24 protein-coding genes are annotated in these 24,477 nt (G+C 45.0%); 13 read left to right on the plus strand and 11 right to left on the minus strand.

Annotation, left to right across the window (positions count from 1 at the left end; translation table 11 throughout):
- Positions 1-427 precede the first annotated feature (427 nt).
- The 4 genes from C5471_RS12355 (at position 428) to C5471_RS12370 (ending at position 5,864) form a co-directional block, all read left to right on the plus strand.
- Entirely contained in the window at positions 428-2,752 is a 2,325-nt protein-coding gene (locus C5471_RS12355) for a Tex family protein (protein ID WP_133814380.1), read from the plus strand.
- A 269-nt stretch (positions 2,753-3,021) separates the two neighbouring features.
- On the plus strand, positions 3,022-3,255 hold the full coding sequence (feoA, locus tag C5471_RS12360; RefSeq protein ID WP_133814381.1) for a ferrous iron transporter A: 234 nt from the start codon (positions 3,022-3,024) through the stop codon (positions 3,253-3,255).
- A gap of 47 nt (positions 3,256-3,302) precedes the next feature.
- Positions 3,303-5,615, plus strand: coding sequence for a Fe(2+) transporter permease subunit FeoB (gene feoB, locus C5471_RS12365; protein ID WP_133814382.1), 2,313 nt, complete (start codon positions 3,303-3,305; stop codon positions 5,613-5,615).
- 9 nt (positions 5,616-5,624) lie between these two features.
- The gene (locus C5471_RS12370) at positions 5,625-5,864 is read left to right on the plus strand and encodes a FeoC-like transcriptional regulator (protein ID WP_133814383.1); all 240 of its coding nucleotides are present in this window, start codon (positions 5,625-5,627) and stop codon (positions 5,862-5,864) included.
- A 166-nt stretch (positions 5,865-6,030) separates the two neighbouring features.
- Here the strand turns inward: C5471_RS12370 and C5471_RS12375 are convergent, their stop codons facing one another.
- Positions 6,031-6,291: a helix-turn-helix domain-containing protein gene (locus tag C5471_RS12375; protein ID WP_341351431.1), complete on the minus strand. Its 261-nt coding sequence runs from the start codon at positions 6,289-6,291 to the stop codon at positions 6,031-6,033.
- A gap of 164 nt (positions 6,292-6,455) precedes the next feature.
- Positions 6,456-7,232, minus strand: coding sequence for a pimeloyl-ACP methyl ester esterase BioH (gene bioH, locus C5471_RS12380; protein ID WP_133814385.1), 777 nt, complete (start codon positions 7,230-7,232; stop codon positions 6,456-6,458).
- Positions 7,233-7,271: 39 nt separating this feature from the next.
- Here bioH and gntX point away from each other — a divergent pair, with 39 nt between their 5' ends.
- From gntX to glpD, 6 genes are all read left to right on the plus strand, one after another.
- Positions 7,272-7,955: a DNA utilization protein GntX gene (gene gntX, locus C5471_RS12385; RefSeq protein ID WP_166295911.1), complete on the plus strand. Its 684-nt coding sequence runs from the start codon at positions 7,272-7,274 to the stop codon at positions 7,953-7,955.
- A gap of 59 nt (positions 7,956-8,014) precedes the next feature.
- Positions 8,015-8,590 (plus strand): Fe-S biogenesis protein NfuA, encoded by a 576-nt coding sequence (nfuA, locus tag C5471_RS12390; protein ID WP_133814386.1) that lies wholly within the window; start codon positions 8,015-8,017, stop codon positions 8,588-8,590.
- 98 nt (positions 8,591-8,688) lie between these two features.
- On the plus strand, positions 8,689-9,027 hold the full coding sequence (gene glpE, locus C5471_RS12395) for a thiosulfate sulfurtransferase GlpE (RefSeq protein WP_133814387.1): 339 nt from the start codon (positions 8,689-8,691) through the stop codon (positions 9,025-9,027).
- A 9-nt stretch (positions 9,028-9,036) separates the two neighbouring features.
- Positions 9,037-9,891 (plus strand): rhomboid family intramembrane serine protease GlpG, encoded by an 855-nt coding sequence (gene glpG / locus C5471_RS12400; protein WP_133814388.1) that lies wholly within the window; start codon positions 9,037-9,039, stop codon positions 9,889-9,891.
- Positions 9,892-9,909: 18 nt separating this feature from the next.
- Entirely contained in the window at positions 9,910-10,668 is a 759-nt protein-coding gene (locus C5471_RS12405; protein ID WP_133814389.1) for a DeoR/GlpR family transcriptional regulator, read from the plus strand.
- Positions 10,669-10,908: 240 nt separating this feature from the next.
- A complete protein-coding gene (gene glpD / locus C5471_RS12410; protein WP_133814390.1) occupies positions 10,909-12,411 on the plus strand; it encodes a glycerol-3-phosphate dehydrogenase in 1,503 nt (500 codons plus the stop codon).
- 435 nt (positions 12,412-12,846) lie between these two features.
- On the opposite strand, the gene C5471_RS12415 is transcribed toward glpD, so the two are convergent.
- Positions 12,847-13,245, minus strand: a complete 399-nt coding sequence (locus C5471_RS12415; protein ID WP_133814391.1) for a type II toxin-antitoxin system VapC family toxin — start codon at positions 13,243-13,245, stop codon at positions 12,847-12,849.
- Complete coding sequence (locus tag C5471_RS12420) at positions 13,242-13,475, minus strand: ribbon-helix-helix protein, CopG family (protein ID WP_479687637.1); 234 nt, start codon at positions 13,473-13,475, stop codon at positions 13,242-13,244. The genes C5471_RS12415 and C5471_RS12420 overlap by 4 nt, the downstream gene beginning before the upstream one ends.
- Before the next feature lie 99 nt (positions 13,476-13,574).
- On the opposite strand from C5471_RS12420, the gene C5471_RS24365 reads away from it, so the two are divergent.
- Together C5471_RS24365 and C5471_RS24370 are read left to right on the plus strand one after the other, a co-directional pair.
- On the plus strand, positions 13,575-13,712 hold the full coding sequence (locus C5471_RS24365) for a hypothetical protein (RefSeq protein ID WP_242688684.1): 138 nt from the start codon (positions 13,575-13,577) through the stop codon (positions 13,710-13,712).
- A gap of 191 nt (positions 13,713-13,903) precedes the next feature.
- Positions 13,904-14,110: a hypothetical protein gene (locus tag C5471_RS24370; protein ID WP_242688685.1), complete on the plus strand. Its 207-nt coding sequence runs from the start codon at positions 13,904-13,906 to the stop codon at positions 14,108-14,110.
- A gap of 389 nt (positions 14,111-14,499) precedes the next feature.
- Here C5471_RS24370 and C5471_RS12430 read toward each other — a convergent pair whose 3' ends face one another.
- The 7 genes from C5471_RS12430 to C5471_RS12460 all read right to left on the minus strand — a co-directional run bounded on the left by C5471_RS12430 (position 14,500) and on the right by C5471_RS12460 (position 23,088).
- Positions 14,500-16,611 (minus strand): RNA-binding domain-containing protein, encoded by a 2,112-nt coding sequence (locus C5471_RS12430; protein WP_133814392.1) that lies wholly within the window; start codon positions 16,609-16,611, stop codon positions 14,500-14,502.
- A gap of 113 nt (positions 16,612-16,724) precedes the next feature.
- Positions 16,725-17,354 carry a bifunctional 4-hydroxy-2-oxoglutarate aldolase/2-dehydro-3-deoxy-phosphogluconate aldolase gene (locus tag C5471_RS12435; protein ID WP_133814393.1) on the minus strand — a complete coding sequence of 210 codons (630 nt, stop codon included), beginning with the start codon at positions 17,352-17,354 and terminating at the stop codon, positions 16,725-16,727.
- 17 nt (positions 17,355-17,371) lie between these two features.
- Positions 17,372-18,316, minus strand: a complete 945-nt coding sequence (locus tag C5471_RS12440) for a sugar kinase (RefSeq protein ID WP_133814394.1) — start codon at positions 18,314-18,316, stop codon at positions 17,372-17,374.
- A complete protein-coding gene (uxaC, locus tag C5471_RS12445) occupies positions 18,313-19,737 on the minus strand; it encodes a glucuronate isomerase (protein ID WP_133814395.1) in 1,425 nt (474 codons plus the stop codon). Before uxaC ends, C5471_RS12440 begins: the two co-directional genes overlap by 4 nt.
- Before the next feature lie 20 nt (positions 19,738-19,757).
- The gene (locus tag C5471_RS12450; RefSeq protein WP_166295914.1) at positions 19,758-21,215 is read right to left on the minus strand and encodes a fructuronate reductase; all 1,458 of its coding nucleotides are present in this window, start codon (positions 21,213-21,215) and stop codon (positions 19,758-19,760) included.
- A 37-nt stretch (positions 21,216-21,252) separates the two neighbouring features.
- Positions 21,253-22,554 carry a TRAP transporter large permease gene (locus tag C5471_RS12455; RefSeq protein ID WP_133814396.1) on the minus strand — a complete coding sequence of 434 codons (1,302 nt, stop codon included), beginning with the start codon at positions 22,552-22,554 and terminating at the stop codon, positions 21,253-21,255.
- A 27-nt stretch (positions 22,555-22,581) separates the two neighbouring features.
- Complete coding sequence (locus C5471_RS12460; protein WP_133814397.1) at positions 22,582-23,088, minus strand: TRAP transporter small permease; 507 nt, start codon at positions 23,086-23,088, stop codon at positions 22,582-22,584.
- A 296-nt stretch (positions 23,089-23,384) separates the two neighbouring features.
- Here C5471_RS12460 and C5471_RS12465 point away from each other — a divergent pair, with 296 nt between their 5' ends.
- Complete coding sequence (locus C5471_RS12465) at positions 23,385-24,365, plus strand: TRAP transporter substrate-binding protein (RefSeq protein ID WP_133814398.1); 981 nt, start codon at positions 23,385-23,387, stop codon at positions 24,363-24,365.
- The last annotated feature ends 112 nt before the right edge of the window (positions 24,366-24,477 follow it).

Here is a 24,477-nt window from a genome sequence, read left to right on the forward strand (position 1 = left end):
AATCACTTTTACTGTGTGTAAATATCACCTTTCATATTTAAAATATAATAAACACCTTTATATTCACAGCATATAAAGGTGCCACAACTTTACTATCTCCCCCCCTAAGTTCCCTCTAATGCCAAAAACGGGCGAGTAACAATAATTGGCTACAGTTGCGATAACAACCTTATTTCATCAATATTTCTGTGTAAAAACTCAAAGCAAGCTCGCCTTTGCAAACAATGTAGCCATTCTTTACACGAAAAATCTATTGAAAAAATTTGATTTAATCGCAGTTTCTATAACGTAACCGACAAGTAAGTTCGTCGAATTATGTCGTAACCATCAGAATAAGATCAGACGCGAACTGGAAATTGTTTCTCTCAGAACGTATAAAGGGGTTTTTGCGAATATTTGAAGCCTATCCACCAGAAGAAAACACAACATGAATGAATCTTTAAGCCGAATTATTGCAAGTGAGCTACAGGCCCAGCCACAACAAGTACTTTCAGCGATGAGTCTGCTCGATGAAGGGAATACTGTCCCTTTTATTGCACGATATCGTAAAGAAGCCACCGGCGGTCTGGATGACACCCAACTTCGCCAACTTGAGAGCCGCCTTGGTTATCTGCGCGAACTGTCGGACCGCCGCCAAACCATTCTTAAATCCATTGACGAGCAAGGCAAGCTGACACCAGAACTGACCGAAGCAATTAATGGAACCCTGAGCAAAACAGAACTGGAAGATCTTTATCTGCCATACAAGCCGAAACGTCGTACCCGTGGGCAAATCGCTATTGAAGCAGGTCTTGAACCTCTGGCGAACTCTCTGTGGCAAGATCCACAACAAGAACCGGAGCAAATTGCCGCTACCTTTGTTGATACCGATAAAGGGGTAGCTGATACCAAAGCCGCTTTGGATGGCGCTCGTTATATCCTGATGGAACGTTTCGCTGAAGATGCAGCATTATTGGCAAAAGTTCGTGACTATTTATGGAAAAATGCCCATCTGGTCGCCAAAGTCGCCACAGGAAAAGAAGAGGAAGGCGCTAAATTCCGCGATTATTTTGATTACCATGAACCTATCGCACAGGTCCCCTCTCATCGCGCATTAGCCATGTTCCGTGGCCGTAATGAAGGAATACTGCAACTTTCCCTAAATGCTGATCCCCAGTTTGATGAACCACCCAAAGAGAGCTACTGCGAACAGATTATTACCCAGCATCTTAATCTGCGCCTGAACAATGCACCGGCGGATAGCTGGCGCAAAGCCGTCGTAAACTGGACCTGGCGTGTCAAAGTATTGCTGCATCTTGAAACAGAATTGATGAGCACTTTACGTGAAAAAGCAGAAGATGAAGCTATCAAGGTATTCGCCCGTAACCTGCAAGATCTGTTAATGGCCGCACCAGCGGGTATGCGCGCAACAATGGGGCTCGATCCGGGTCTGCGTACCGGTGTTAAAGTTGCCGTCATTGATGCAACCGGCAAACTGATTGCCACAGACACTATCTATCCGCACACCGGGCAAACTGCCAAAGCAGCCGCCAGCGTGGCCGCATTGTGTATCAAACATCAAGTGGAACTGGTCGCTATCGGTAACGGCACCGCTTCCCGCGAGACAGAACGTTTCTTCGCCAATGTCCAAAAACAGTTCCCGGAGATAAAAGGCCAAAAAGTGATTGTCAGTGAAGCAGGCGCATCTGTTTATTCTGCCTCTGAACTGGCGGCCCAGGAATTTCCTGATCTGGACGTTTCACTGCGCGGTGCAGTCTCTATCGCCCGCCGCCTGCAAGATCCACTGGCTGAATTAGTGAAAATCGATCCGAAATCTATCGGTGTAGGTCAATATCAACATGATGTCAGCCAGACTCAGCTTGCCAAAAAACTGGACGCGGTAGTTGAGGATTGTGTAAACGCCGTCGGCGTAGATCTGAATACCGCATCTGTTCTTCTATTAACCCGAGTTGCCGGACTGACCCGTATGATTGCCCAAAACATCATAAACTGGCGCGATGAGAATGGCCGCTTCAATAACCGTGCACAATTACTGAAAGTCAGCCGCCTTGGTCCAAAAGCGTTTGAACAGTGTGCCGGCTTCCTGCGTATCAATCACGGTGATAACCCGCTGGATGCCTCGACTGTTCACCCGGAAGCCTATCCGGTGGTTGAGAAAATTCTGGCAGCCACTGAACAAAAACTCCAGGAATTGATGGGCAATCCTTCCTCATTGCGAGGATTGAAGCCTCAGGATTTCACCACAGAACAATTTGGTGTTCCAACCGTTACCGATATTTTGAAAGAGCTGGAAAAACCTGGCCGTGACCCACGCCCGGAGTTTAAAACCGCAACCTTCGCTGACGGGGTGGAAACGATGAATGACCTGCGTCCGGGGATGGTACTGGAAGGTGCAGTCACTAACGTGACTAACTTCGGCGCATTTGTCGATATCGGCGTTCATCAAGATGGCCTGGTGCACATCTCTTCGCTGTCCGATCGCTTTGTGGAAGATCCTCACACCGTAGTAAAAGCAGGTGATATCGTCAAAGTCAAAGTGCTGGAAGTTGATCTGAACCGTAAGCGTATCGCGCTGACCATGCGGCTCGATGAACAACCGGGAGAAACCCACTCACGTCGCAGTAGTAATACTCAAACTGACCGCCGCCCTGAACGCAATGACAAAAACCGTACTACTCCGCGCGCTTCAACGCCAGCCGGAAACAGTGCCATGAGTGACGCACTGGCCGCCGCATTCGGAAAAAAACGTTGATAATCTTATAATTGCAAACAATATGCACTGCTTTAGCAGTGCATATCTCATCTCTGCCATCAGGCAAAATCCAAATCCACTTATCCTTGTCAACTTGAGTGACTTACTGAACATCCAATGATTAAAAATGCGATTAATATTGAAATTAATGTTGGTTATTATTCTTATTTGCAATTAACATGCATAGGATGAAAATCGTACTTTATCTAATATAAGTACGACTTTAGTTCTCAAGATTCTTTTACTTATCACACATCCCGGAAGGTTATATGCAATTTCTTCCAGACCACAGTTACAAGATCATTGGCTTTTCTCCCAAGATCAGCCCAGCTTACCGACAGAAATTGCTGTCATTAGGCATGTTGCCCGGTTCCTCTTTTCATGTTGTCCGTTTAGCACCTTTAGGTGATCCGATACAAATTGAGACCCGCAGAGTTAACCTGATTCTGAGAAAAAAAGATCTGGAATTTCTCACATTAGACGACGCCCAATGCAACGCATAATCCATTGCAAGCAATAAAACTGTTACTCCTAATTTGGCATCAAAAATATGAAAGCACTGACCATTGGCTTAATCGGCAATCCCAATGCCGGCAAAACGACGTTATTTAACCAACTTACCGGTGCCCGTCAACGTGTAGGCAACTGGGCAGGCGTCACGGTAGAACGCAAAGTTGGCCGTTTTACCACAGAGGACCATAAAATTGAGCTGGTTGACCTGCCGGGAACCTACTCTCTAACCACAATTTCTGAACAAACATCACTCGATGAGCAGATAGCCTGCCACTACATCCTGAGCGGTGATGCTGACATGCTGATTAACGTCGTAGACGCTTCTAACCTTGAGCGAAATCTCTATCTGACATTACAACTGTTGGAATTAGGCATTCCATGCATTGTTGCGCTGAATATGTTGGATATCGCTAAAAGCCAGCATATTCAAATCAATATTGCTGAATTGGAGAAGCAACTCGGCTGTCCGGTCATTCCAATGATTTCAACCCGCGCAACCGGACGCAATGAGCTGAAACAAGCAATTGACCGCCATAAACAAAATTCGGCGCAATCATTGATTTGCTACCCAGACAGCTTGTTACAAGAAGTTGATCAACTCTCTGGTGTAATCTCAAACGATTTTAATACTCAACAACGCCGTTGGTTAGCCCTTCAGGTACTTGAAGGGGACATTTACAGCCTGGAACGCTCCGGCCTTGCGGCCTCAATGCTGGCTGAATCCAAAGAACGCCTGCAACAACAGCAATGCGAAGAACCTGAACTGGTTATTGCCGATGCACGCTATCAAAGTATTAACACATTATGCATGGCCGTGATCGACAACCAAAAAGCCATGCCAAACAAACTCACCCAGACAATTGATAACATCATCCTCAATCGCTGGTTGGGTGTGCCCATTTTCCTGGCTGTTATGTATTTAATGTTCGTACTGGCGATTAATATCGGTGGTGCATTACAGCCTATTTTCGACGCAGGTTCTATCGCTGTTTTCATTCATGGCGTTCAATGGCTTGGTCATACGTTACATTTTCCTGAATGGCTGACTATTTTCCTTGCGCAAGGTATTGGTGGTGGAATCAACACCGTTCTACCACTGGTACCACAAATCGGCATGATGTATTTGTTCCTCTCTTTCCTTGAGGACTCCGGTTATATGGCGCGGGCGGCGTTTGTTATGGATCGTCTGATGCAGGTTCTGGGGCTACCGGGTAAATCTTTTGTCCCGTTAATCGTTGGCTTCGGTTGCAACGTACCCTCAATTATGGGAGCAAGAACGCTGGATGCACCGCGTGAGCGCCTGATCACGATTATGATGGCACCATTTATGTCTTGTGGTGCACGGCTGGCCATCTTTGCCGTTTTTGCCGCTGCATTCTTCGGAAAAAATGGTGCAACCGTTGTTTTCTCTCTTTATATACTGGGCATTGTAGTCGCGATTTTGACTGGCCTGATGCTGAAATACACTATCATGCGTGGTGAAGCCTCGCCATTTGTGATGGAGCTGCCGGTTTACCATATTCCACATCTGAAAACCCTGCTGTTGCAAACATGGCAACGCCTGAAAGGTTTTGTTATCCGTGCAGGTAAAGTCATTGTTATCGCCAGTATGTTTATCGGTGCGCTCAATAGCTTCTCTTTCTCTGGTAAAACCGTGGATAGCATCAACCAATCAGCGCTGGCTTCCGTCAGCAAAGTTATTACACCACTGTTACAGCCAATTGGCGTTCACGCAGATAACTGGCAGGCAGCCGTAGGACTGATAACCGGTGCGATGGCAAAAGAAGTGGTTGTCGGGACACTGAATACCTTGTACACCGCAGAAAGCATTACAAATGAGCCATTTGATGCAGATGGATTCAACCTGCTTGGTGAACTGAAAGATGCTGCTGGTGAGACCTGGGAAAGCCTGAAAGACACCTTCACTTTGAGCGTACTTTCCAACCCAATCGAAGCCAGTAAAGGCGACGGAGAGATGGATAGCGGTTCTATGGGAATCATGAGTACAAAATTTGGCTCCGCTATTTCAGCGTACAGTTATCTGATCTTCGTTTTGTTATATGTGCCCTGTGTTTCTGTGATGGGCGCGATTGCCCGTGAGACAAGTCGTGGCTGGATGACATTTTCCATTCTGTGGGGGCTGAATGTGGCTTACTCAATCTCAGCTCTGTTCTATCAAATGGTGACTTTCTCACAGCACCCACAAAGCAGTCTGATCATCATTCTGGCAGTTACCCTCTTTAACACACTTGTGTTTTCCTTCTTACGACGCGCACGCAGCCGCGTGACGATGAAACTGAGCAGCAACACTGGAAATAGCTGCCACTGCTCCAGTGGAAACTGTCACTAGGAGTTGAAAATGATTAGCCTGTTAAAAGTAAGGGATGCAGTCGCTCTGAATGGACGGGCAGATGCCCGACTGTTGAGCCGCCAGCTTTGTGCGTCCGTACAGATGATTGCCGCTATGCTTGAACAGCTCGTAGTGATGGGCAAACTGGAAAAGGTTGATGCAACTGCCTGCCTGAGCGGCAGTTGCAAACAATGCCCTGAAATACAGAAATGTGATACGGCGGTTTATCGGATCACTGGGAAATACTGAATCATATTATAGAACAGCTCATCATATATTGATGAGTTCAAGATAAACCCTATTTTAAAAAAGTAGAGTTTATCAACAATTTATTTACCAAGTGGGTTATAAACCACAGGTTGATCCTACCGTTATTCATTTAAAAATAAAAACTCTTAGTTCAAGTACATACAGGCTATTGATTTACAGGCATTTGGAAAATAAATGCTCCTCCAAGTGCGGCAGCATAGCGGCTTAAAGTATCCAGATTTGGCACACTCTTGCCATTTTCCATACGGCTGATATTTTGCTTTTGAGTGCCAATTTTCTGAGCAACATCTTGCTGAGTCAGATGCAACGCTTTACGTGCATCCTTAAGCTGTTTCATCAATATTTTACGGATCTGAATATCGTTATATGCTTCCAGAGTCGCGGCATATGCGCCCAATAAAATCACTCAAAAAATTATGCCCACTAACACTCGCGATAACGTCAGTTCACCAACGAGATTGGCAGGTTTTTATTTATACACAGAAAAAATCAATCGAACCGCCGCATCCATGCGGCGGAAGCTCGACTCTTCCAAACCACGCCAATAATAAGTTGGTTATATTATCAGCCTCAAAACGCTTCTCTGCTGATAAAATCAATCAATAATCCAACAAATTCATCAGGATGAGAAATAAAAGGCGCATGGGCGGCATGACGCATCATAGCGGAAACTGAACGCGGCCATTTCTCATCAAGAATTCTGATAACTTTTCTTGGCACTAAACCATCCAGATAACCGTAAATACGCAAGAACGGTATGGAAAGTTCAGCCAAAGGCTCCCTTAAATCTTCAGTACGCAAAATCTCCAAACCAACATTAAGCACTTCAACAGAAGGCATCGGCTGCGCCAATACAACGGATTTCAGTAACCGCGCATCCTGACGGGCACTAGCTGTACCCAATGTCTGCAAAGCAAGGAAACGCTCTACTGTGCGCTGGAAATCTTCACTAAGCTGATGCTCGAAACCGCTCAAAACCTCAGGTTTGATCCCCGGACAGTCACCTTCTGCACTGAAATGTGGTGAAGACGCCACAGTAATTAATCCGGCAACCTTATCCTGGTGGTCAAGCGCAATCCTGCTGGCAACCAGCCCACCTAACGACCAACCCAGCCATAACGCATTTTCAGGTGCATACCGCCAGACTTCATCCGCCATATCATCAAGGCTCATCGGACCGTATTTTTGACTGCGGCCATAGCCCGGCAAATCCACCAGATGTAAACGAAAATGCGGAGCGCATCGCATTTCAATGGAACGCCAAACTTCCGCATTCAATCCCCAGCCGTGCAGCAACACAAGATCACGCGAATCTCCCGCAGAAGTCTGCCAAAACAGATCAGCCATTGTTATTCTCAACTTTATTTGCCATCAAGGAAGAATCCTATGCTAACAATGGTTGGGTACTGTTGGCTATGCCATCAGCCTCTTTGGTTTCCACATCATGGAATATGCAGCTTTTGCAACAAGCGGCTGAAACGTCTGACAAATATGTGCCCTCGTTGTGCACTGCCCTCAGAATTAACTTCACTGCCTTGTGGACGCTGTATCAAGAACCCCCCGCTATGGGAACATATGATCGCGATTACCGATTATCGCCCACCATTGAGCGGCTTGATTCGCCGCTATAAATATCACAGCACACCACAACTTGCGTCAGTTCTGGCGCGTCTGTTTCTGCTGCACTGGCAACAAGGCTATCGCGATGGACGATGGTATAAACCCAATATTCTGCTCAGTGTGCCACTGCACCGACACAGACGCTGGAAACGGGGATTTGATCAAGGTGTATTAATCGCAAAGCAACTATCAGAATGGCTACAATGCGATTATCAGCAAAGCATTCTGCAACGGACGCGTGCTACACTAGCACAAAGAAATTTATCAGCGGCACGTCGTAAAACTAATCTCAGGAAAGCGTTCCGGCTTTGTGGCACCATCACAGGACAACATGTAGCCATAATTGATGATGTGATTACCACCGGTGCGACGATGACCGAAATTTCCCGTTTGTTAATTCGTGCTGGCGCCCGCTCAGTGCAGGTCTGGGCGATTTGCCGAACCTTGTAGTCAAGATGAGAATGGGCGTATTATAACCAACTAAAGCAGTCAACTATTGAGCAAATGATATGATTAATATTACTGAAGCAGCGCAAGCTCATTTTGCCAAATTACTGGCAAACCAAGAACCGGGCACGCAAATCCGCGTATTTGTCATCAATCCGGGTACACCTACCGCAGAGTGTGGTGTGTCTTACTGCCCACCTGACGCCATTGAAGCAACAGATACTGAGCTGAAATTTGAGAAACTGTCCGCTTACGTTGACGAGCTGAGTGCGCCGTTCCTTGAAGAGGCAGAAATTGACTTTGTTACTGATCAATTAGGCTCTCAACTAACACTAAAAGCCCCTAACGCCAAAATGCGCAAAGTCTCTGATGACTCTCCACTGATCGAACGGGTGGAATATGTCTTACAGTCACAGATTAACCCACAATTAGCAGGTCACGGTGGCCGCGTCAGCCTGATGGAAATCACTGACGATGGTTTAGCTATCCTTCAGTTCGGCGGCGGTTGCAATGGTTGTTCAATGGTCGATGTCACTCTGAAAGAAGGGATTGAAAAAGAGTTACTGAACATGTTCCCGGAATTAAAAGGTGTAAGAGACTTGACTGAACATCAACGCGGTGAACACTCTTATTACTGACAACTGACTTTCCCGTTCGGATAACCGTCGGGAAAATATCACTACAATAATAACTTAATGGGATAATCTCTAAGTTCTAAGAGCAATTCAGAATATATATGGAACATTTTCAAACAATCAGCCCTGAACAGGCTTATCAACATTGGCAAGATAAATCCGCCATTATGGTGGATATCCGCGATCCACAAAGTTTCCGGGGCGGTCATGCGTCCGGAGCCTTTCATTTAACCAATGACACATTAAATGAATTTATGTTGCAGGCCAATTTCGAACAACCTGTAATGGTCATGTGTTACCACGGTCACAGCAGTCAGAGCGCCGCTCAGTATTTACTGAACATAGGTTTTGAAGCGGTTTACAGCATTAATGGCGGCTTTGAAGCCTGGCAGAGAGACTATCCTCAAGCTGTTGATTCCTTATTACATAATCTGGCATAACAACACCTCATGATCCGCGTAATAGCTATTTCAAACCCGCGCCTGGCACAAGCTTTTATCGATTATATGGCAACTCATCAAGTACATCTGACTATGCGTCTGGGTCACGATGGGCAGCACGTAGAGCTGTGGCTGGAAGATGACACTAAACTCACCTTGGTTCAACAAGAGCTGGAACAATTTACCCGTGATCCGCTGAACGAACGTTACCAGGCGGCCAGCTGGCAATCCGGCGATGTGAATCACTCATTGAAATACCATAACAACCTGAATTGGCAATATTTGAGTCGTCAGGCTGGCCCGCTGACAATGACGGTTCTGATCCTAAATATCGTTGTTTATCTCTGGATGCAGTTCGCTGGGGATTATCAGGTTATGTCCTGGCTGGCCTGGCCTGATAACAATCAGCACCTGGAGCTATGGCGTTGGGTTACTCATGGTTTACTGCATTTCTCACTATTGCATATCATCTTTAATCTCATGTGGTGGTGGTATCTTGGCGGACAAACAGAAAAGCACCTTGGTACAGGCAAGCTGTTTGTTATCACTATTGTTTCCGCTGTTTTCAGCGGCTGGGGACAATCATTATTCAGTGGCTCTCATTTTGGCGGCCTTTCCGGTGTTGTTTACGCTTTAATTAGTTATGTCTGGTTAACCGGTGAACGTGCACCTGAGCGCGGCATTAGCGTTCCCCGTGGTTTGATGGCTTTTTCGATCCTCTGGCTGATTATTGGCTACTTCGACACGTTTGGACTCGCTATTGCCAACGCGGCCCATTTTTCTGGTTTAATTATCGGCTTACTGATGGCGCTGTGGGACAACCGTCATACCTTCAAAAATAACACTCACAACCGGCATTTTTAAGAAAATTAGGGGACTATCGTGAAGCAAACTCAACGGCATGATGCAATAGTTGAGCTGGTACGTCTTCAGGGCTATGTCAGTACTGAAGAGTTGGTTGAACACTTTAATGTCAGCCCCCAGACTATCCGCCGTGATTTGAACGACTTGGCAGACAAAAACAAAATACAGCGACATCACGGCGGTGCCGCATTGCCATCAAGTTCAGTCAATACCGCTTATAATGACCGCAAAAGCATGTGGTCAGAAGAAAAAGCCCGTATTGCCCAACGTGTTGCCAGCCATATCCCGGACGGCGCAACACTGTTTATTGATATCGGCACGACACCGGAAGCCGTCGCTCACGCACTGCTAAATCATAAAAATCTGCGGATCGTCACTAATAACCTCAACGTAGCTACCCTATTGATGACAAAGGAAGACTTCCGTTTAATCCTGGCGGGTGGGGAAATTCGTACCCGTGATGGGGGGATTATCGGTGAAGCTACACTGGACTTTATCTCCCAGTTTCGGCTCGATTACGGCATTCTCGGCATCAGTGGTATCGATATGGATGGCTCACTACTGGAGTTTGATTACCATGAAGTCCGCATTAAACGCGCAATTATCGAAAATTCCCGTTGCGTCATGTTGGTGACTGACCATTCTAAATTTGGTCGTAACGCTATGGTCAATCTGGGTAACATGAATCTCATTGATTTCTTATTTACTGACCAACCTCCCCCGCCAGGCATCCAAAAAGTGGTTGAACAACATAACGTTCAGCTCGAACTCTGCTAACCATTTTTCTCTTATTGGGGATAACACTATCCCCAGTCCCGCTTCTCATTCCACGTAATACTCTCTTTAATAGCTTCCTAATTAATGCCATATAAATCATACTGGTACGATAATATTTGTTAGCTACATCACGCGAATATATTTTTTCTTAGTTATATATTGGCTATTGAGCAATTTCTGATTACAATTGTGAGCGAAAACGAACATTAAAGAACTGTTTCGAACATTTTAGGGGGATGCATGGAAACCAAAGACTTGATTGTGATCGGCGGCGGGATCAACGGCGCGGGTATCGCGGCAGATGCCGCTGGCCGGGGGCTATCTGTTCTGCTGCTAGAAGCGCAAGACTTAGCTAAAGCCACGTCATCCGCCAGTTCAAAATTGATCCACGGTGGCCTGCGTTATCTGGAACATTATGAATTCCGTCTGGTCAGCGAAGCGCTGGCAGAACGTGAAGTTTTATTGAATCTCGCACCACACATCGCTTTCCCAATGCGTTTTCGTCTGCCGCACCAGCCACACCTGCGCCCGGCATGGATGATCCGCATTGGTCTGTTCCTTTATGACAATTTAGGCAAGCGTGTCAGCCTGCCGAGCAGTAAAGGGCTAAAATTCGGTGCTCATTCCGTTCTGAAACCAGAATTAGTCCGCGGCTTTGAATATTCCGACTGCTGGGTTGATGACGCTCGTTTAGTTGTCCTTAACGCTCAGGAAGTCAAAAAACACGGTGGAGAAGTCCGTACCCGAACAAAAGTTACCCGTGCATGGCGTGAACAAGATGGTTGGATGGTTGAAGCCGAAGATCTGCGGACAGGTAAAACCCATACCTGGCGTGCAAAAGGTCTAGTTAACGCCACCGGTCCTTGGGTTAAAGAATTCTTTGACGATGGTCTGAAACTGAAATCACCTTATGGTATTCGCCTGATCAAAGGCAGCCATATTGTGGTGCCAAGAGTGCATGATGAGCCACAAGCTTATATTCTGCAAAACGAAGATAATCGTATCGTATTTGTGATTCCCTGGATGGATGAATTCTCCATTATCGGAACAACCGATGTGGAATATAACGGCGATCCAAAAGAGGTGAAGATTGACGATCAAGAGATAAACTATCTGTTGGAAGTCTATAACAATCACTTTAAGCAACAAATTAGCCGTGAAGATATTGTCTGGACCTATTCCGGTGTACGTCCACTGTGTGATGACGAATCTGATTCACCTCAGGCAATTACCCGTGACTACACACTCGATATTCATGATGAGCAGGGCAAAGCGCCATTATTGTCTATATTCGGCGGTAAGTTGACCACTTACCGTAAGCTGGCGGAACACGCAATGGAGAAGATGATTCAATACTACCCCAATGCCGGAGAAGCCTGGACTAAAAATGGTCAGTTACCGGGCGGTAATTTAGAAGGCTGTGACCGTGACGGTTATGCTCGCTTACTGCGTAAACGCTACAACTGGTTACCGGAAGGCGTTGCGGTACGCTATGCCCGTACTTACGGCAGCAACAGCGAACTGATTCTGCAAGGTGCTAACAATCTAACAGATCTCGGTGAGTCCTTCGGCCAAGGTTTGTATGAAGCAGAGCTACACTATCTGGTCAATAACGAGTGGGTTGTTGAGCTGGATGATGCCATCTGGCGCCGTACCAAGCTGGGTATGTGGCTGAATGAAGCACAGAAGCAACGTATTGCCACATGGCTGGCGGAGAATGCTAAACCACGTATCGAGATTTGATTTTTCTTCACAATAAGTCATTGCTCTTCCCGTTTAAAAAATGCGACTACCGCGAAAATGTTTTTAACATTCTCGCGGTTTTTATTATGTTGAATTTATGTCATATTTCTCCCTTCAATGTTACATCAGTCTTTTCAATTCAGGATTGACGCATAAATTGGCATAGCTATTTATAATAATGAAGGGTGGATTTACATAATAAATGCAACATTGCTAATCTGGAAGTAAACATATCCGCATTCCTTTAAATGACATAATTCCATGGCTATTATAAAAACAAACTGGCAGAAATAAATCAATAAGATATTGAAGACAGAGTTTCTACTCCATAAAGTGAACGATTTAGCCAATAAACAACAACATTATCTACTGAAACACTGCATACTCCGAAGAAATTCATCAGGCGTTTTATATCACGAAGGATATATAAAAATATCAATCTATTTTTGAACCGGGCAGCTCATAGGGAAGAATAATCCCAGCGCCATCCTTAAAATCTTTAGGGTTTCTGGTAATCAATAGCCGCCCATTTTGTTGAGATGTCGCCCAGATTATTGCATCAGGGAGCTTTATCTTTTTCTCATGCCGGATTGTTACTGCGCGTTCTGCTACGTCACTTGTGACACTGAGAATTTCAAAACTATCTAAAAAAATTCTTGTTGCGTTTTCTTTGTCCTTGTCCAGCTTCTTAGCTCCCACCATAACCTCCATCCAAGTTATGCAACTAATAGCTGGACTGTTCCCATATTTTTTTAATGTCTCGGCAGCTTGTTCATATCCATTTAAATAGTCAATCAATATATTAGTATCGAATAGCGACTTCATAGCAATCATTGCCATTCCTTACGTAAACTATTCTGATATTCCAATCCATCTTGCTTTTTATCCCCCCATAAACCAAAGGCATGGTTATTCTGTTCTGAAATACTGGCATCAAGATAAGCATCTATTGCTTTTCGGATCTGCGCAGCACGTGACTTATCAGGAAAGCGCTCTTTTAAAACTTCAAGCTTTCTGATTGTTTCTTCCGGCAAATCTATATTAATTCTTACCATAGCAACCACATCTACTCCCTCCTATACACATCAGGTATATATATCATATATCTGATCATTTCAATTGTCTATTTTTAATCCAAAAAATTATAACTAGCGAGATGTTACATGGCTACTGATATGAATATTAATGAACTATTGGAAGCAGAAACTTCATTTATGCTGGGAACCCTGACGTTAGAATCTCACATTATCGGGGTTATGGAATACGAAAATGGCTGGATCAATTACATGATACCGGAATAATTTCAATAGATGACAAAGAGTTAGTGGTAACAAAAGTTTACACGGCGGGTCTTATCGAGGGTCATTTATATATAGACCGGGAAATAACGTAACAAGTAACATCTCCAGACAAGATCATTCCAGCACACTATTTACCTGATTTACAATAAATATCTGAGGAAGATCTTATAGGGAAGAAAGTAACTCTATCCGTGAATAATGAAACAAGACACAGAGCAAATGCCGCACACTCAATGGCTCACTTTATGTTCCTAGCGTTAAACAAAGCAACAAATAATACATGGTCTAAAGTCTATGATACCGACGATTTAGGAAATTATAATCTAGATAAAGCTGCAATTTACCAATCTTCTATTACAGAGCTTAAATTAGTTGATATTTATCGTTTTAGTAAATAACTTAAGAAAAAGGCTTCGACAAAAATAAATTAATTGAACATCTTGATGAAATTAATAAATAAGTTAATAACACACTAAATAATTGGTTAGCCCAGGGAGCAGAAATAACTATCGAATATAAATAACTTTTCAAAATAGTGATACACCTTGCCAACGCCTTACACAACAAGGGTTTCAGTATGCATAGCACAAAGCGGGTCAGAGTGGCCATTTTCAGATATCAATCGAATAGACCAACTGTATCGGTATTATGAAATTCTATTTATAAACCTATTTTTCCACATACAGGAAATTAAATATCCTCCCATACTTTTCTGCCATAATTTCCATCCATATTATTTAGGTAGGACTGTACCTTAAAGAATCCCCACCTAATTTAGCAAAAGGTGTTACCCCTGTGATGACATTCTGGCAGTGTACCCCTGATTAGGATGATTCGGTGTTTGTGGAAATGCCATAAGCAAATATTGTTTATCAAGCAGTGGCTTTATATGGCGTTGTCTAAGATTTTTCGCGGAGCGATTGAGTAGCGTACTTAACACATCAATACGGATATAATGAGAATAACAAAGTTCCGTGATAATCAGTTGCATTTGTTCCGGTTCTAATCGTCGGTTTTCATAGGCCGGTCTTGCAATTTTTTGCAATTTTTCTCTTAAATCTGGTGTCATATGCTCTAAGTTATCAATAAATGGCAGGCTAAACGAAGCAGGAATGAGGCGCCCTAACTCATCCCGGGTGATTTGAAGACTTGAAGCCGCATGAGGCAAGTTGGGAGCCTTATGAGGCAAGCTGGACTCCTTATGAGGCAAGTTAGACTCCTTATGAGGCAAGCTGGACTCCCTATGAGGCAAGCTGGGCTCCTTATGAGGCAAGTTAGACTCCTTATGAGGCAAGCTGGGCTCCTTATGAGGAAAGCTAGTCTCCTTTTGAGATAAGTCCAATCCATTGTTAACACTATTTATTGTTTCAGAGGAAAAAATCTCTTCTGGATTCGGTAACGACATACCCGGTAATGTGTAGGATTTATTCCGTTTTTCACCAGACGAAACCAAAAGCCCTTTACGTTCAAGACGAGGAAAAGACAAAGTTACTTCTCGGGAATGTAACGTTGTTAGTTCACAGGCCCGTTGATGATTAATCCATCCCTCTCCGGCAACTGTGGCTAAAATCATTCGATCAAAATTTTCTAGTTGTTCAAATTTAGCACCAAACCTAAGTCTTAACTGCATTAAGATATTTTCAGGAATCAAACTAACGGTAGGCAACTCTAATAAGGTTTGTTCTGGTGTTTGGCGTTCATATAAATTAGGCCGACGCCAGTCAGCAGAAGACCATCCACTATATATTTTAGGTAACCCGGATCCAGCCCGTTCTCCTAAACCAATTAGCAAAAACATTTGATGCATGATCCTATTCCGGCAGTCGCTATCTCCACCTTTAATTGCAAATTCAATCGGTACTCTCATTAATCCAGGATTACGAAAACCAAACATATCAGGTCGTTTTACAACCAATATGGATACCCTTCCTGTAAAATCTGCATGCACTAATGTATTAACCAATGCTTCACGTAACGCAATATGGACCAGTGTGTCATCTTGACGCTGACCATGTTTGATCCCGAAAGGAACTTTAAGATCAGTGATTAATTTCCGGTAGACTCTACGATAGAAATCAAACAAATTCCCAGACCACGTACCATCTGGATAAATACGATCAATCCAACGTAATTCAGTTTTAGCCTCTGGCCTTTCCTGATAATCAACAAAGTAATGTGGAGCAGCCTCCATAATGGCATCCCAGTTGCCAAACATCAGAATACCAGCAAGTGTTAAACCTTCTTGTCCAGTTGCTCGATCTTTACGCCATGCTCGTATTAAACGCAGAAATTCAGGAAGCTCATGTTCCAAGTAAGGATGGTTAGGTTTTGCACTAGCAAGTAGTTGTCGAAAAGTCTTTAGACTATCCATATTAAGGTCAGACATATCGAAGCCAGTCAAAAGACGAGCATCTCGCTCGTCTTCAACCTGCTCTGCCAACCAACGTTTCACTGTCTCAACATTGCAAAGCTGATCACCTTCATTTCTTCTCTGATAGGTGCCTTTTAAAGGATCACCTTTTATAAACACGGGTTTTTGTTTACGTAGCGCAGCAGGGATACGAACAGCAACAACATTCTTTCCCTGTAATTTTACAGATTGAACACAACTATCAGTTAGTAAATTAATACTGACCATGGATGGGTTATTAACGGTATTAAATAAATCGGATTTTATTTTCTCTACGTTTTCAACACCAACTGGCGTGAATTTACCTTTTTTTTCTTTCACACCAAGAATAACCCAGCCTCCTCCGCTATTCGCCATGGCACTGTAACTTGGCCAAAAATCGCGGGGCAATTCGCCTTTGCCGTCTCTGCCATTGGCTAATTTGAATTCAACTTCGCTGGTTTCAACCAATGTTTGGAGATCGAGTATTTCCTGTAGGGTTACGCCCATCGAATTATTTCCTTACTGCCCGTCTATTCTGTTTCTAATCTACCAAGCTTACCAAATAGCTGAGAAAAAAACCGAGGTGCAGATCGTTGGAAGTTTAGCCACTCTCCTAGTGGCTAAACATTAACCCAATCCACCGCCTCACGGGTCAGACGACCAATTTCTTGCCAATTCTGGCTATCCACCAGCACTTTACTCACCATCCATGAGCCGCCACACGCCACAACACGCGGTACTGCAAGATAATCACGGATATTCTTCAGCCCAATACCTCCGGTAGGCATAATCTGGAGTTCAGTATAAGGTGCCAGTATCGCTTTAATCATCGGCAAACCACCGGAAGGTTCTGCCGGGAAGAATTTCAGCAGTTTTAGCCCCAACTCCATTGCTCCTTCAATCGCACTGGGATTATTCACACCCGGAATAATCGGAATATTCAGTTCCTGACAGGCTTTGACGGTATTTGGATTAAAACCCGGAGAAACAATAAAAGTCGCCCCCGCTTCTCTGGCAGCAACCACTTGCTCACGATTCAGAACGGTTCCTGCGCCAATCAGCATATCCGGCCGAGCTTCTTTTAGCAGACGAATCGCTTCTGCTGCTGCCGCAGAACGGAAAGTAATTTCTGCTATCGGCAAGCCATTGTCAGCCAGCGCGTTACCCAGCGGAATAATATCTTCCGCACGATCAACCGCAATCACCGGGACAATTTTTAGCTGGCGTAACTGCTCAATCATTTGTTTCATCGCTTTTTCTCCTCCCCTTAAAAGAAGCTATCAATTATCGTTTTGGTGGCGCTAATTGGAATAATCGCCCCTTTATGCTGAATAACGATACCCGCAAGACCATGCCCCATTTTTACCGCTTGTTGTACTGAGCAATCTGTCAGATATCCAGCCAAAAAACCGGCGTTAAAAGCATCTCCCGCAGCCGTGGTATCGACCACTTTACTAACCAGCTCGGTTGGGATCTGTTCAATCGGCGTACCCTGCACCAAATTCTGATAATAGCAACCGGCGGCACCCCCTTTAACAATAGCTTCTTTAACCCCTGCCAATTCGAGGCGAATCATGATTTCTGTCACTGATTTATCACCCCATAAATTGCTTTCATCGTCATCTGTCACCAGAGCCAATGAAGTGAAAGAGAGTAATTTCTGATAACAAGTCCGGGTTTCTGCCACATTTTCCCATAATGCCGGACGGTAATTACTATCAAAAACTATTGTTTTTCCTTGTGCAGCCAGTTCAGCTAACAGATTCAGTAATATTTCACGATCATCAGCAGGCAAGATAGCCAGGCTGATGCCACTGAGATAAATAGCATCCATCTGTTGCAACGATTGAATAACAGAAAAGAAATCAGGATGGCGAACCATATAACGAGCGGCAGAATCATTACGCCAGTACAGAAAACTGCGTTCTCCCTGCTCATCAAGCTGAATCAGATATAACCCTGGCTGATGAGCAGGATCACGCAACACCAGATGCGTATCGATGCCCTCATCCTGCCAATGTTTGATCATGCCTTCGCTGAGTGAGTCCATTCCCAGCGCAGTCACAAAATGAACCGCAATCTTTTTCTGGCTTGCCCGTGCTAAATAAACCGCACTGTTCAACGCATCACCACCAAAAGTCTGATGCATAGTGCCGAAAGGCGCGCCATTAAGCTCAATCATACATTCACCAAGAAATGCAATCCGCTTCATTGGTTTTCTCCCGGCAAGGCAAAATAACGGCGGGCATTATGAAAGCAAATATTCTCAACCATCTGCCCTAACATTGCTCTGTTATTAGGAATTTCCCCATTTTCTGCCCATTGCCCCAATAAGTTACAAAGAATCCGACGAAAGTATTCATGTCGTGTGTATGAGAGAAAGCTACGGGAATCGGTCAACATGCCGACAAACTGACTCAACAGCCCAAGTTGGGAAAATTGTTCAAGCTGGCGCAACATGCCATCCTTCTGATCATTGAACCACCAGCCTGAACCAAACTGTACTTTACCGGCAATACCGCTCCCCTGAAAGTTACCCGCCATCGTAGCAATCACTTCGTTATCCCGAGGATTCAGGCAGTAGAGAATTGTTTTCGGTAATTCATCTGTCACATCCATGCTATCCAGCAACCGGGATAGCGGCCAGGCGATATTGCTATCACCAATGGAATCAAAGCCACTATCCGCACCGAGCAAATGAAACATGCGAGTATTATTGTTACGGATAGCGCCGATATGCATCTGCATGACCCAACCACGGCCCGCATATTGACGGCCAAGCCATATCAGAACCGCCGTTGTGTACTGCGTAATTTCGAGTTCAGAAAGAATATCGCCAGTCAGCCGTTTTTGCAGGATCCTATCCAATACAGCTTCATCAGGAACCGGTGCATAGCGCAGATTTTCTATACCGTGGTCAGCCGCCCGACAGCCATGCACGGCAAAATGATCAAGACGACTCTCCAGCGCATGTAATAGATCAGCAAAAGCAGAGATCGACACATCAGCCGCAGCCTCAAGCAGTTTGATGTAATCCGTGAAACCCGCCAGCTCAATTTTAAATACGCGGTCAGGACGCCAACTGGGTAATACTTCGATATCGAAATTGTCATCTGCGGCGATTTGATGGTGATATTCCAGAGAATCCACCGGATCATCCGTCGTTCCAACCATACGCACATTCATCTGCCGCATAATGCCACGAGTTGAAAATTCCGGTGTCGCCAGCTTTTCATTGCATTGATGCCAGATTTCATCCGCAGTTTCCGGCCCGAACACTTTCCCAGTAATACCAAACGGACGGCGTAATTCCAGATGAGTCCAGTGATAAAGCGGATTTCCCAACGTCAGTGGTACTGTTTTCACCCACGCTTGATATTTTTCATCATCACTGGTTTGTTTGCCGGTAATCAGTGATTCATCAACCCCCGCAGAACGCATTGCCCGCCATTTATAGTGATCCCCTTCCAGCCAAATCTGACCGAGGTTATCAAAACGGCGATTTTCGGCAATTTCACGCGGATTAAGATGGCAATGATAGTCATAAATCGGCATAGCTGCGGCGTGTTCATGATATAGCTGACGGGCTGTTTGATTGTTCAGAAGAAAATCTTCACACATAAAATTTTTCATCTCTTTTTCCTACGCCCAGATCAGCGTGTCGCCACAGCGCGACGTGCGCCGTAGTCTAATAATTGTTGGTAAGCGTCACTCACTACCCGCACAAAATGCGGATTGTCTGACAATGGGCCACCAAAAACAGCCAACAATGCGGGAACTACATCAACAGATAATCCATGTTGCCGATAAATAGATTTAAATTGGTCAACCAACGGATCACGTACATCAATCAATTCGCCTTGCTCATCTTTGCCGCTGATATAACGCATCCAGCCAGCAATGCCCAAGGCCAGATACCAATAATCGCTGTCATTCGCCAGATGATAAGTGACAGAATCAAGCATACGTTGGGGTAATTTCTGGCTGCCATCCATTGCTATCTGCCAGGTCTGGTGCTTAAGTCTGGAATTACTGAAACGCTCAATAAGGAGGTGTGCATATTGGAAAAGATCCGTTCCTGCCGGCATCGTCAGAGTTGGTGCCTGCTCTTTCAGCATCAGATCCAAAACGGCTTGCCTGTAATCGGGGTTCGTCATTGCGTCAGCAATATGCGCATATCCTCCCAAATAGCCCAGATAAGCCAAAAATGAATGGCTGCCGTTGAGCATTCGCAATTTCATGGTTTCAAAAGGCACCACATCCTCAACAAATTGTGCTCCTGCCACATCCCAGTTTGGGCGGCCACTCACAAAATTATCTTCAATTACCCATTGGTGGAAAGGCTCACAGGCAATTGCGCATGGGTCATAGACACCCAATTGTTCAGCTATTTCTTCCAGCAATTCAGGCGTCGTCGCCGGAACAATGCGGTCAACCATAGTGCATGGGAACGTCACATTCCGCTCAATCCACTGCGCCAGTTTTTCATCTCGTAAACAGGCAAAACCAATCACCGCTTCACGGGTAACTTTGCCATTCTCTCTGACATTATCGCAGGACATCACCGTCAACGGTGATAAGCCACGCTCATAGCGCAAGCGAAGCGCTTCAACAATATATCCGATAGCCGATTTAGGCGCTGTTGGATTGGCTAAATCTTGTTGAATCAACGCATTATTCACATCCAATTTGCCACTGGCAGTATCGGTACAATAGCCTTTCTCGGTAATTGTCAGCGAGATAATCGCCACCTGCGGCTGTGCCATAGTTTCCAGAATACCTTGCTGACCCACCAACTCAGGGTGTAAAGCATCGATCATCGAGCCGATAATTTTCAGCTCAGTTTGTTCTGCCCCTTTTTCCGCAATGGTACACAAGCAATCTTGATCTCTAAGTTGCTGAATAAGCGTCTGACCGGAGAACAAACTGACTTCACAAATCCCCCAATCACTGCCGGTTTTTTCCAGCATGTGATGAGTAAAAACCGCCTGATGCGCCCGGTGAAAAGCGCCACACCCCAGATGAACAATGCGGGTATCCAGTTTCTGGCGATCATAGGCAGGAAAAGAAGCAACAGGACTGATTTCACCGTTGGCTATATTACGGATCATGGAATAGTTCCTTTAACGAAGCAGATTATCTGAATAATCAGTAACTCAGTAACATCTGAGGCAACCACAGGCTCAGTTGCGGCATAAAAGTCACCAGCATCAGAGCGATAATCAAAGCACAGTACATAGGCACCAAAGGTTTCAGTACCTTATTAATGCTGACCTCACCGATAGAGCAGCCAACAAACAGCGCACTACCTACCGGCGGCGTGCAGATACCAATAGCCAGGTTGAAAGTCATAATGATACCGAAGTGTACCGGGTCAACCCCCATATTCTGTGCCACCGGCAGGAAAATCGGGGTGAAAATCAGAATCGCCGGGGTCATATCCATAAAAGTGCCGATCAGCAACAAAATAAGATTAATCACCAACAGAATAACCAACGGGTTTTCAGAAACCGCCATCAATGCATCAGCGATCAAATAGGGCAGATCAGCATTCGCCATTGCCCAAGACATTCCCATTGATGCACCAATCAGCAACAGAACAATGGAGGTGGTCACAGCAGAATCGAGAATGATTTTTGGCAGTTTAGCGATACTGACTTCACGATAAATCAGTACCGCTAAAACAAAGCTGTACAACACAGCAATCGCCGAAGCCTCTGTCGCAGTAAAAATACCGGCAATGATACCGCCCATAATGACCACAACCAGCATCAGGGAAGGCAAGGCGCGAACCAAGGTGGTAAAAAACTCGTTCCATGTCGGCTTTGGCGATACCGGATAATTACGGCACTTGGCAATAATCGCCGCCACAATCATCAGGGATACCCCCATCAGAATGCCGGGAATATAGCCTGCCAGAAACAGGGCGGCAATGGATGTACCACCAGAAACCAGTGAATAAACAATCAAGGTATTACTGGGCGGGATCAACAAACCCGCAGGACAGGAGGCAATGTTGACAGCAGCAGAATATTCCGGCTCATAGCCCTCTTTTTTCTGCATTGGTGCCATCGTCCCACCAACTGCCGCAGCCGATGCCACCGCTGAACCTGAAATCGCCCCGAAAAACATGTTCGCCATAATATTGACGTGAACCAGAGAGCCAGGCAAACGGCCACCAATGACTTTTGCCAGATTAATCAGCCGGGCAGCGATCCCCCCCTGATTCATCATATTTCCCGCCAGAATAAAAAACGGGATCGCCAGTAAAGAGAAGTTATCAACACCCACAGCCATACGTTGAGCGACAACGGTAATTGCCGCCTCCATTGGCAGAGTCATCATAATTGCCAGTAATGACGACAAACTAATCGCAAAGGATACGGGTATACCAAGTGCTAACAGCACAGCAAAGCTACCAAACAAAGCTAAAACCACTTGCCAATCCATAAACTCATCCTCTTCTGTCTGGTGATGTTAATGACTTTCAGAAACCGCAGTGTCTTTACCTGAAAAATTCTGAATCAGAGAAACAATGTCTGCCAGCACATAGAAAATCATCAGCACTCCACTGATTGGCAAACATAAGTAGACATATCCCATCTGTAGCCCTAACGCCGGTGTAATTTGCCCGTTTTCAAGCGTTGAGATAGCCAATACCGATCCGCCATACACCAGTACGACCGCAGCAAACAACGCTACCGCCGCCTGTATCACCAAACCCACAATATTTTTACCTGTCCCCTTAAGTTTCATCATTAACAGGTCGATAGCTAAGTGACGGTGTTGACCTGTGGTATATGCCGCGCCAATCATGGCGACCCACATAAACAGATAACGGGCAAGCTCATCCGTTACCGTACTCGGCGTACCCAGCACATAGCGGGAAACCACCTGCCATGTGACACAAAACACCAAAAAAGTGGAAAGGCAGAGGGTAAAAAATGCCAAACCTTTATTGATGCAATCCACCAGGTTTTTCATGGGGTTTGTCCTTATTGGCCTTAATGAAGCCTCGTTTGGTTAACCAGATAGGGGAAAACTGCTTGACCAAAATAAGTAAAAAGCACTTTACGTCACCCGGATTATAAGATCCAGGTCAAAAAAACATCCAGTGAGCGGGATCACAAACTGATTGGTTAACCAAAAAACCGGGCTGTTTTGGGATCTTGGTCAACCAAATGGTTTTTACTTTTTGACGAAAGCCAAAGTGGTGTTTATGGTTTGACCGTCAGTTCAGTTGTACCCGTAACCTATTTACAGCAATTGGAGAACGAACAATGAACAATTCTAAGCGTGTTTTATGCACTGTCATCGGCGCAATGTTCGCCTTGGGAGCATCACAAGTCATGGCAGTGACAACATTAAAACTCAGTCATAACCATAACCGCGATCACGCAGTACACAAGGCAATGACTCAGTTTGCTGATGAAGTTCGCCAAAAAACAAATGGCGATGTTCGTATTCGGATTTATCCAGATGCACAATTGGGCAACCAGCGGGAATCGATGGAGCTGATGCAAAATGGGGCGCTGGATTTAGTCAAATCTAACGCGGCAGAACTGGAAGCTTTTACACCCGCCTATTCTGCGTTTAATTTACCCTATCTGTTCCGTGATAAAGCACACTACGAAAAAATCAAAAACGGAGAGATCGGTAAAGAGATCCTCGCTTCCAGCAAAAACAGCGGGTTTGTCGGAATAACCTATTATGAAGCCGGAGCACGCAGCTTTTACGCTAAAAAGCCTATCCGTACTCCTGCGGATTTAAAAGGCATGAAAATCCGTGTACAACCTAGCCCAACCGCCATTTCAATGGTGAAAAACTTGGGCGGCAACCCAACACCATTGGCTTACGGCGAACTGTATACCGCCCTGCAACAGGGTGTCGTAGATGCCGCAGAGAACAATATTCCCTCTTTCAACCTGAGCCGTCACAGTGAAGTTGCAAGGTATTTCTCACTGGATAAGCACACGATGGTGCCGGATGTCCTGGTGATTTCTAATAAATCGCTAAATAAACTGTCATCAACACAACAAAAAATCCTCATGGATGCGGCAGCCGACTCTTCGGAATATATGACAAAGCTATGGGAAAAATCAGAAGCGAAGGAGCGCCAGAACGCAGAAAAAATTGGGGTCAAGTTTGTTGATGTTGATAAAAAATCGTTTGAAGAAGCGGTCAAACCTATGTACGACGACATCAAGAAAACTGATCCGATGCTTTACCGTATGGTAGAACGCATCCGCGCAGTAAGATAATCATCATGGTGAAGGTCAAATGACCTTCACTCTTAAGCGGCATTTTTGGTTGACCAATTCCTGTTTTTAACTATGATCTATGCAATACAATAATAATTATCATAATGGTAGT

This window comes from Photorhabdus tasmaniensis, from assembly GCF_011189505.1.
Classification (GTDB): Bacteria; Pseudomonadota; Gammaproteobacteria; order Enterobacterales; family Enterobacteriaceae; genus Photorhabdus; species Photorhabdus tasmaniensis.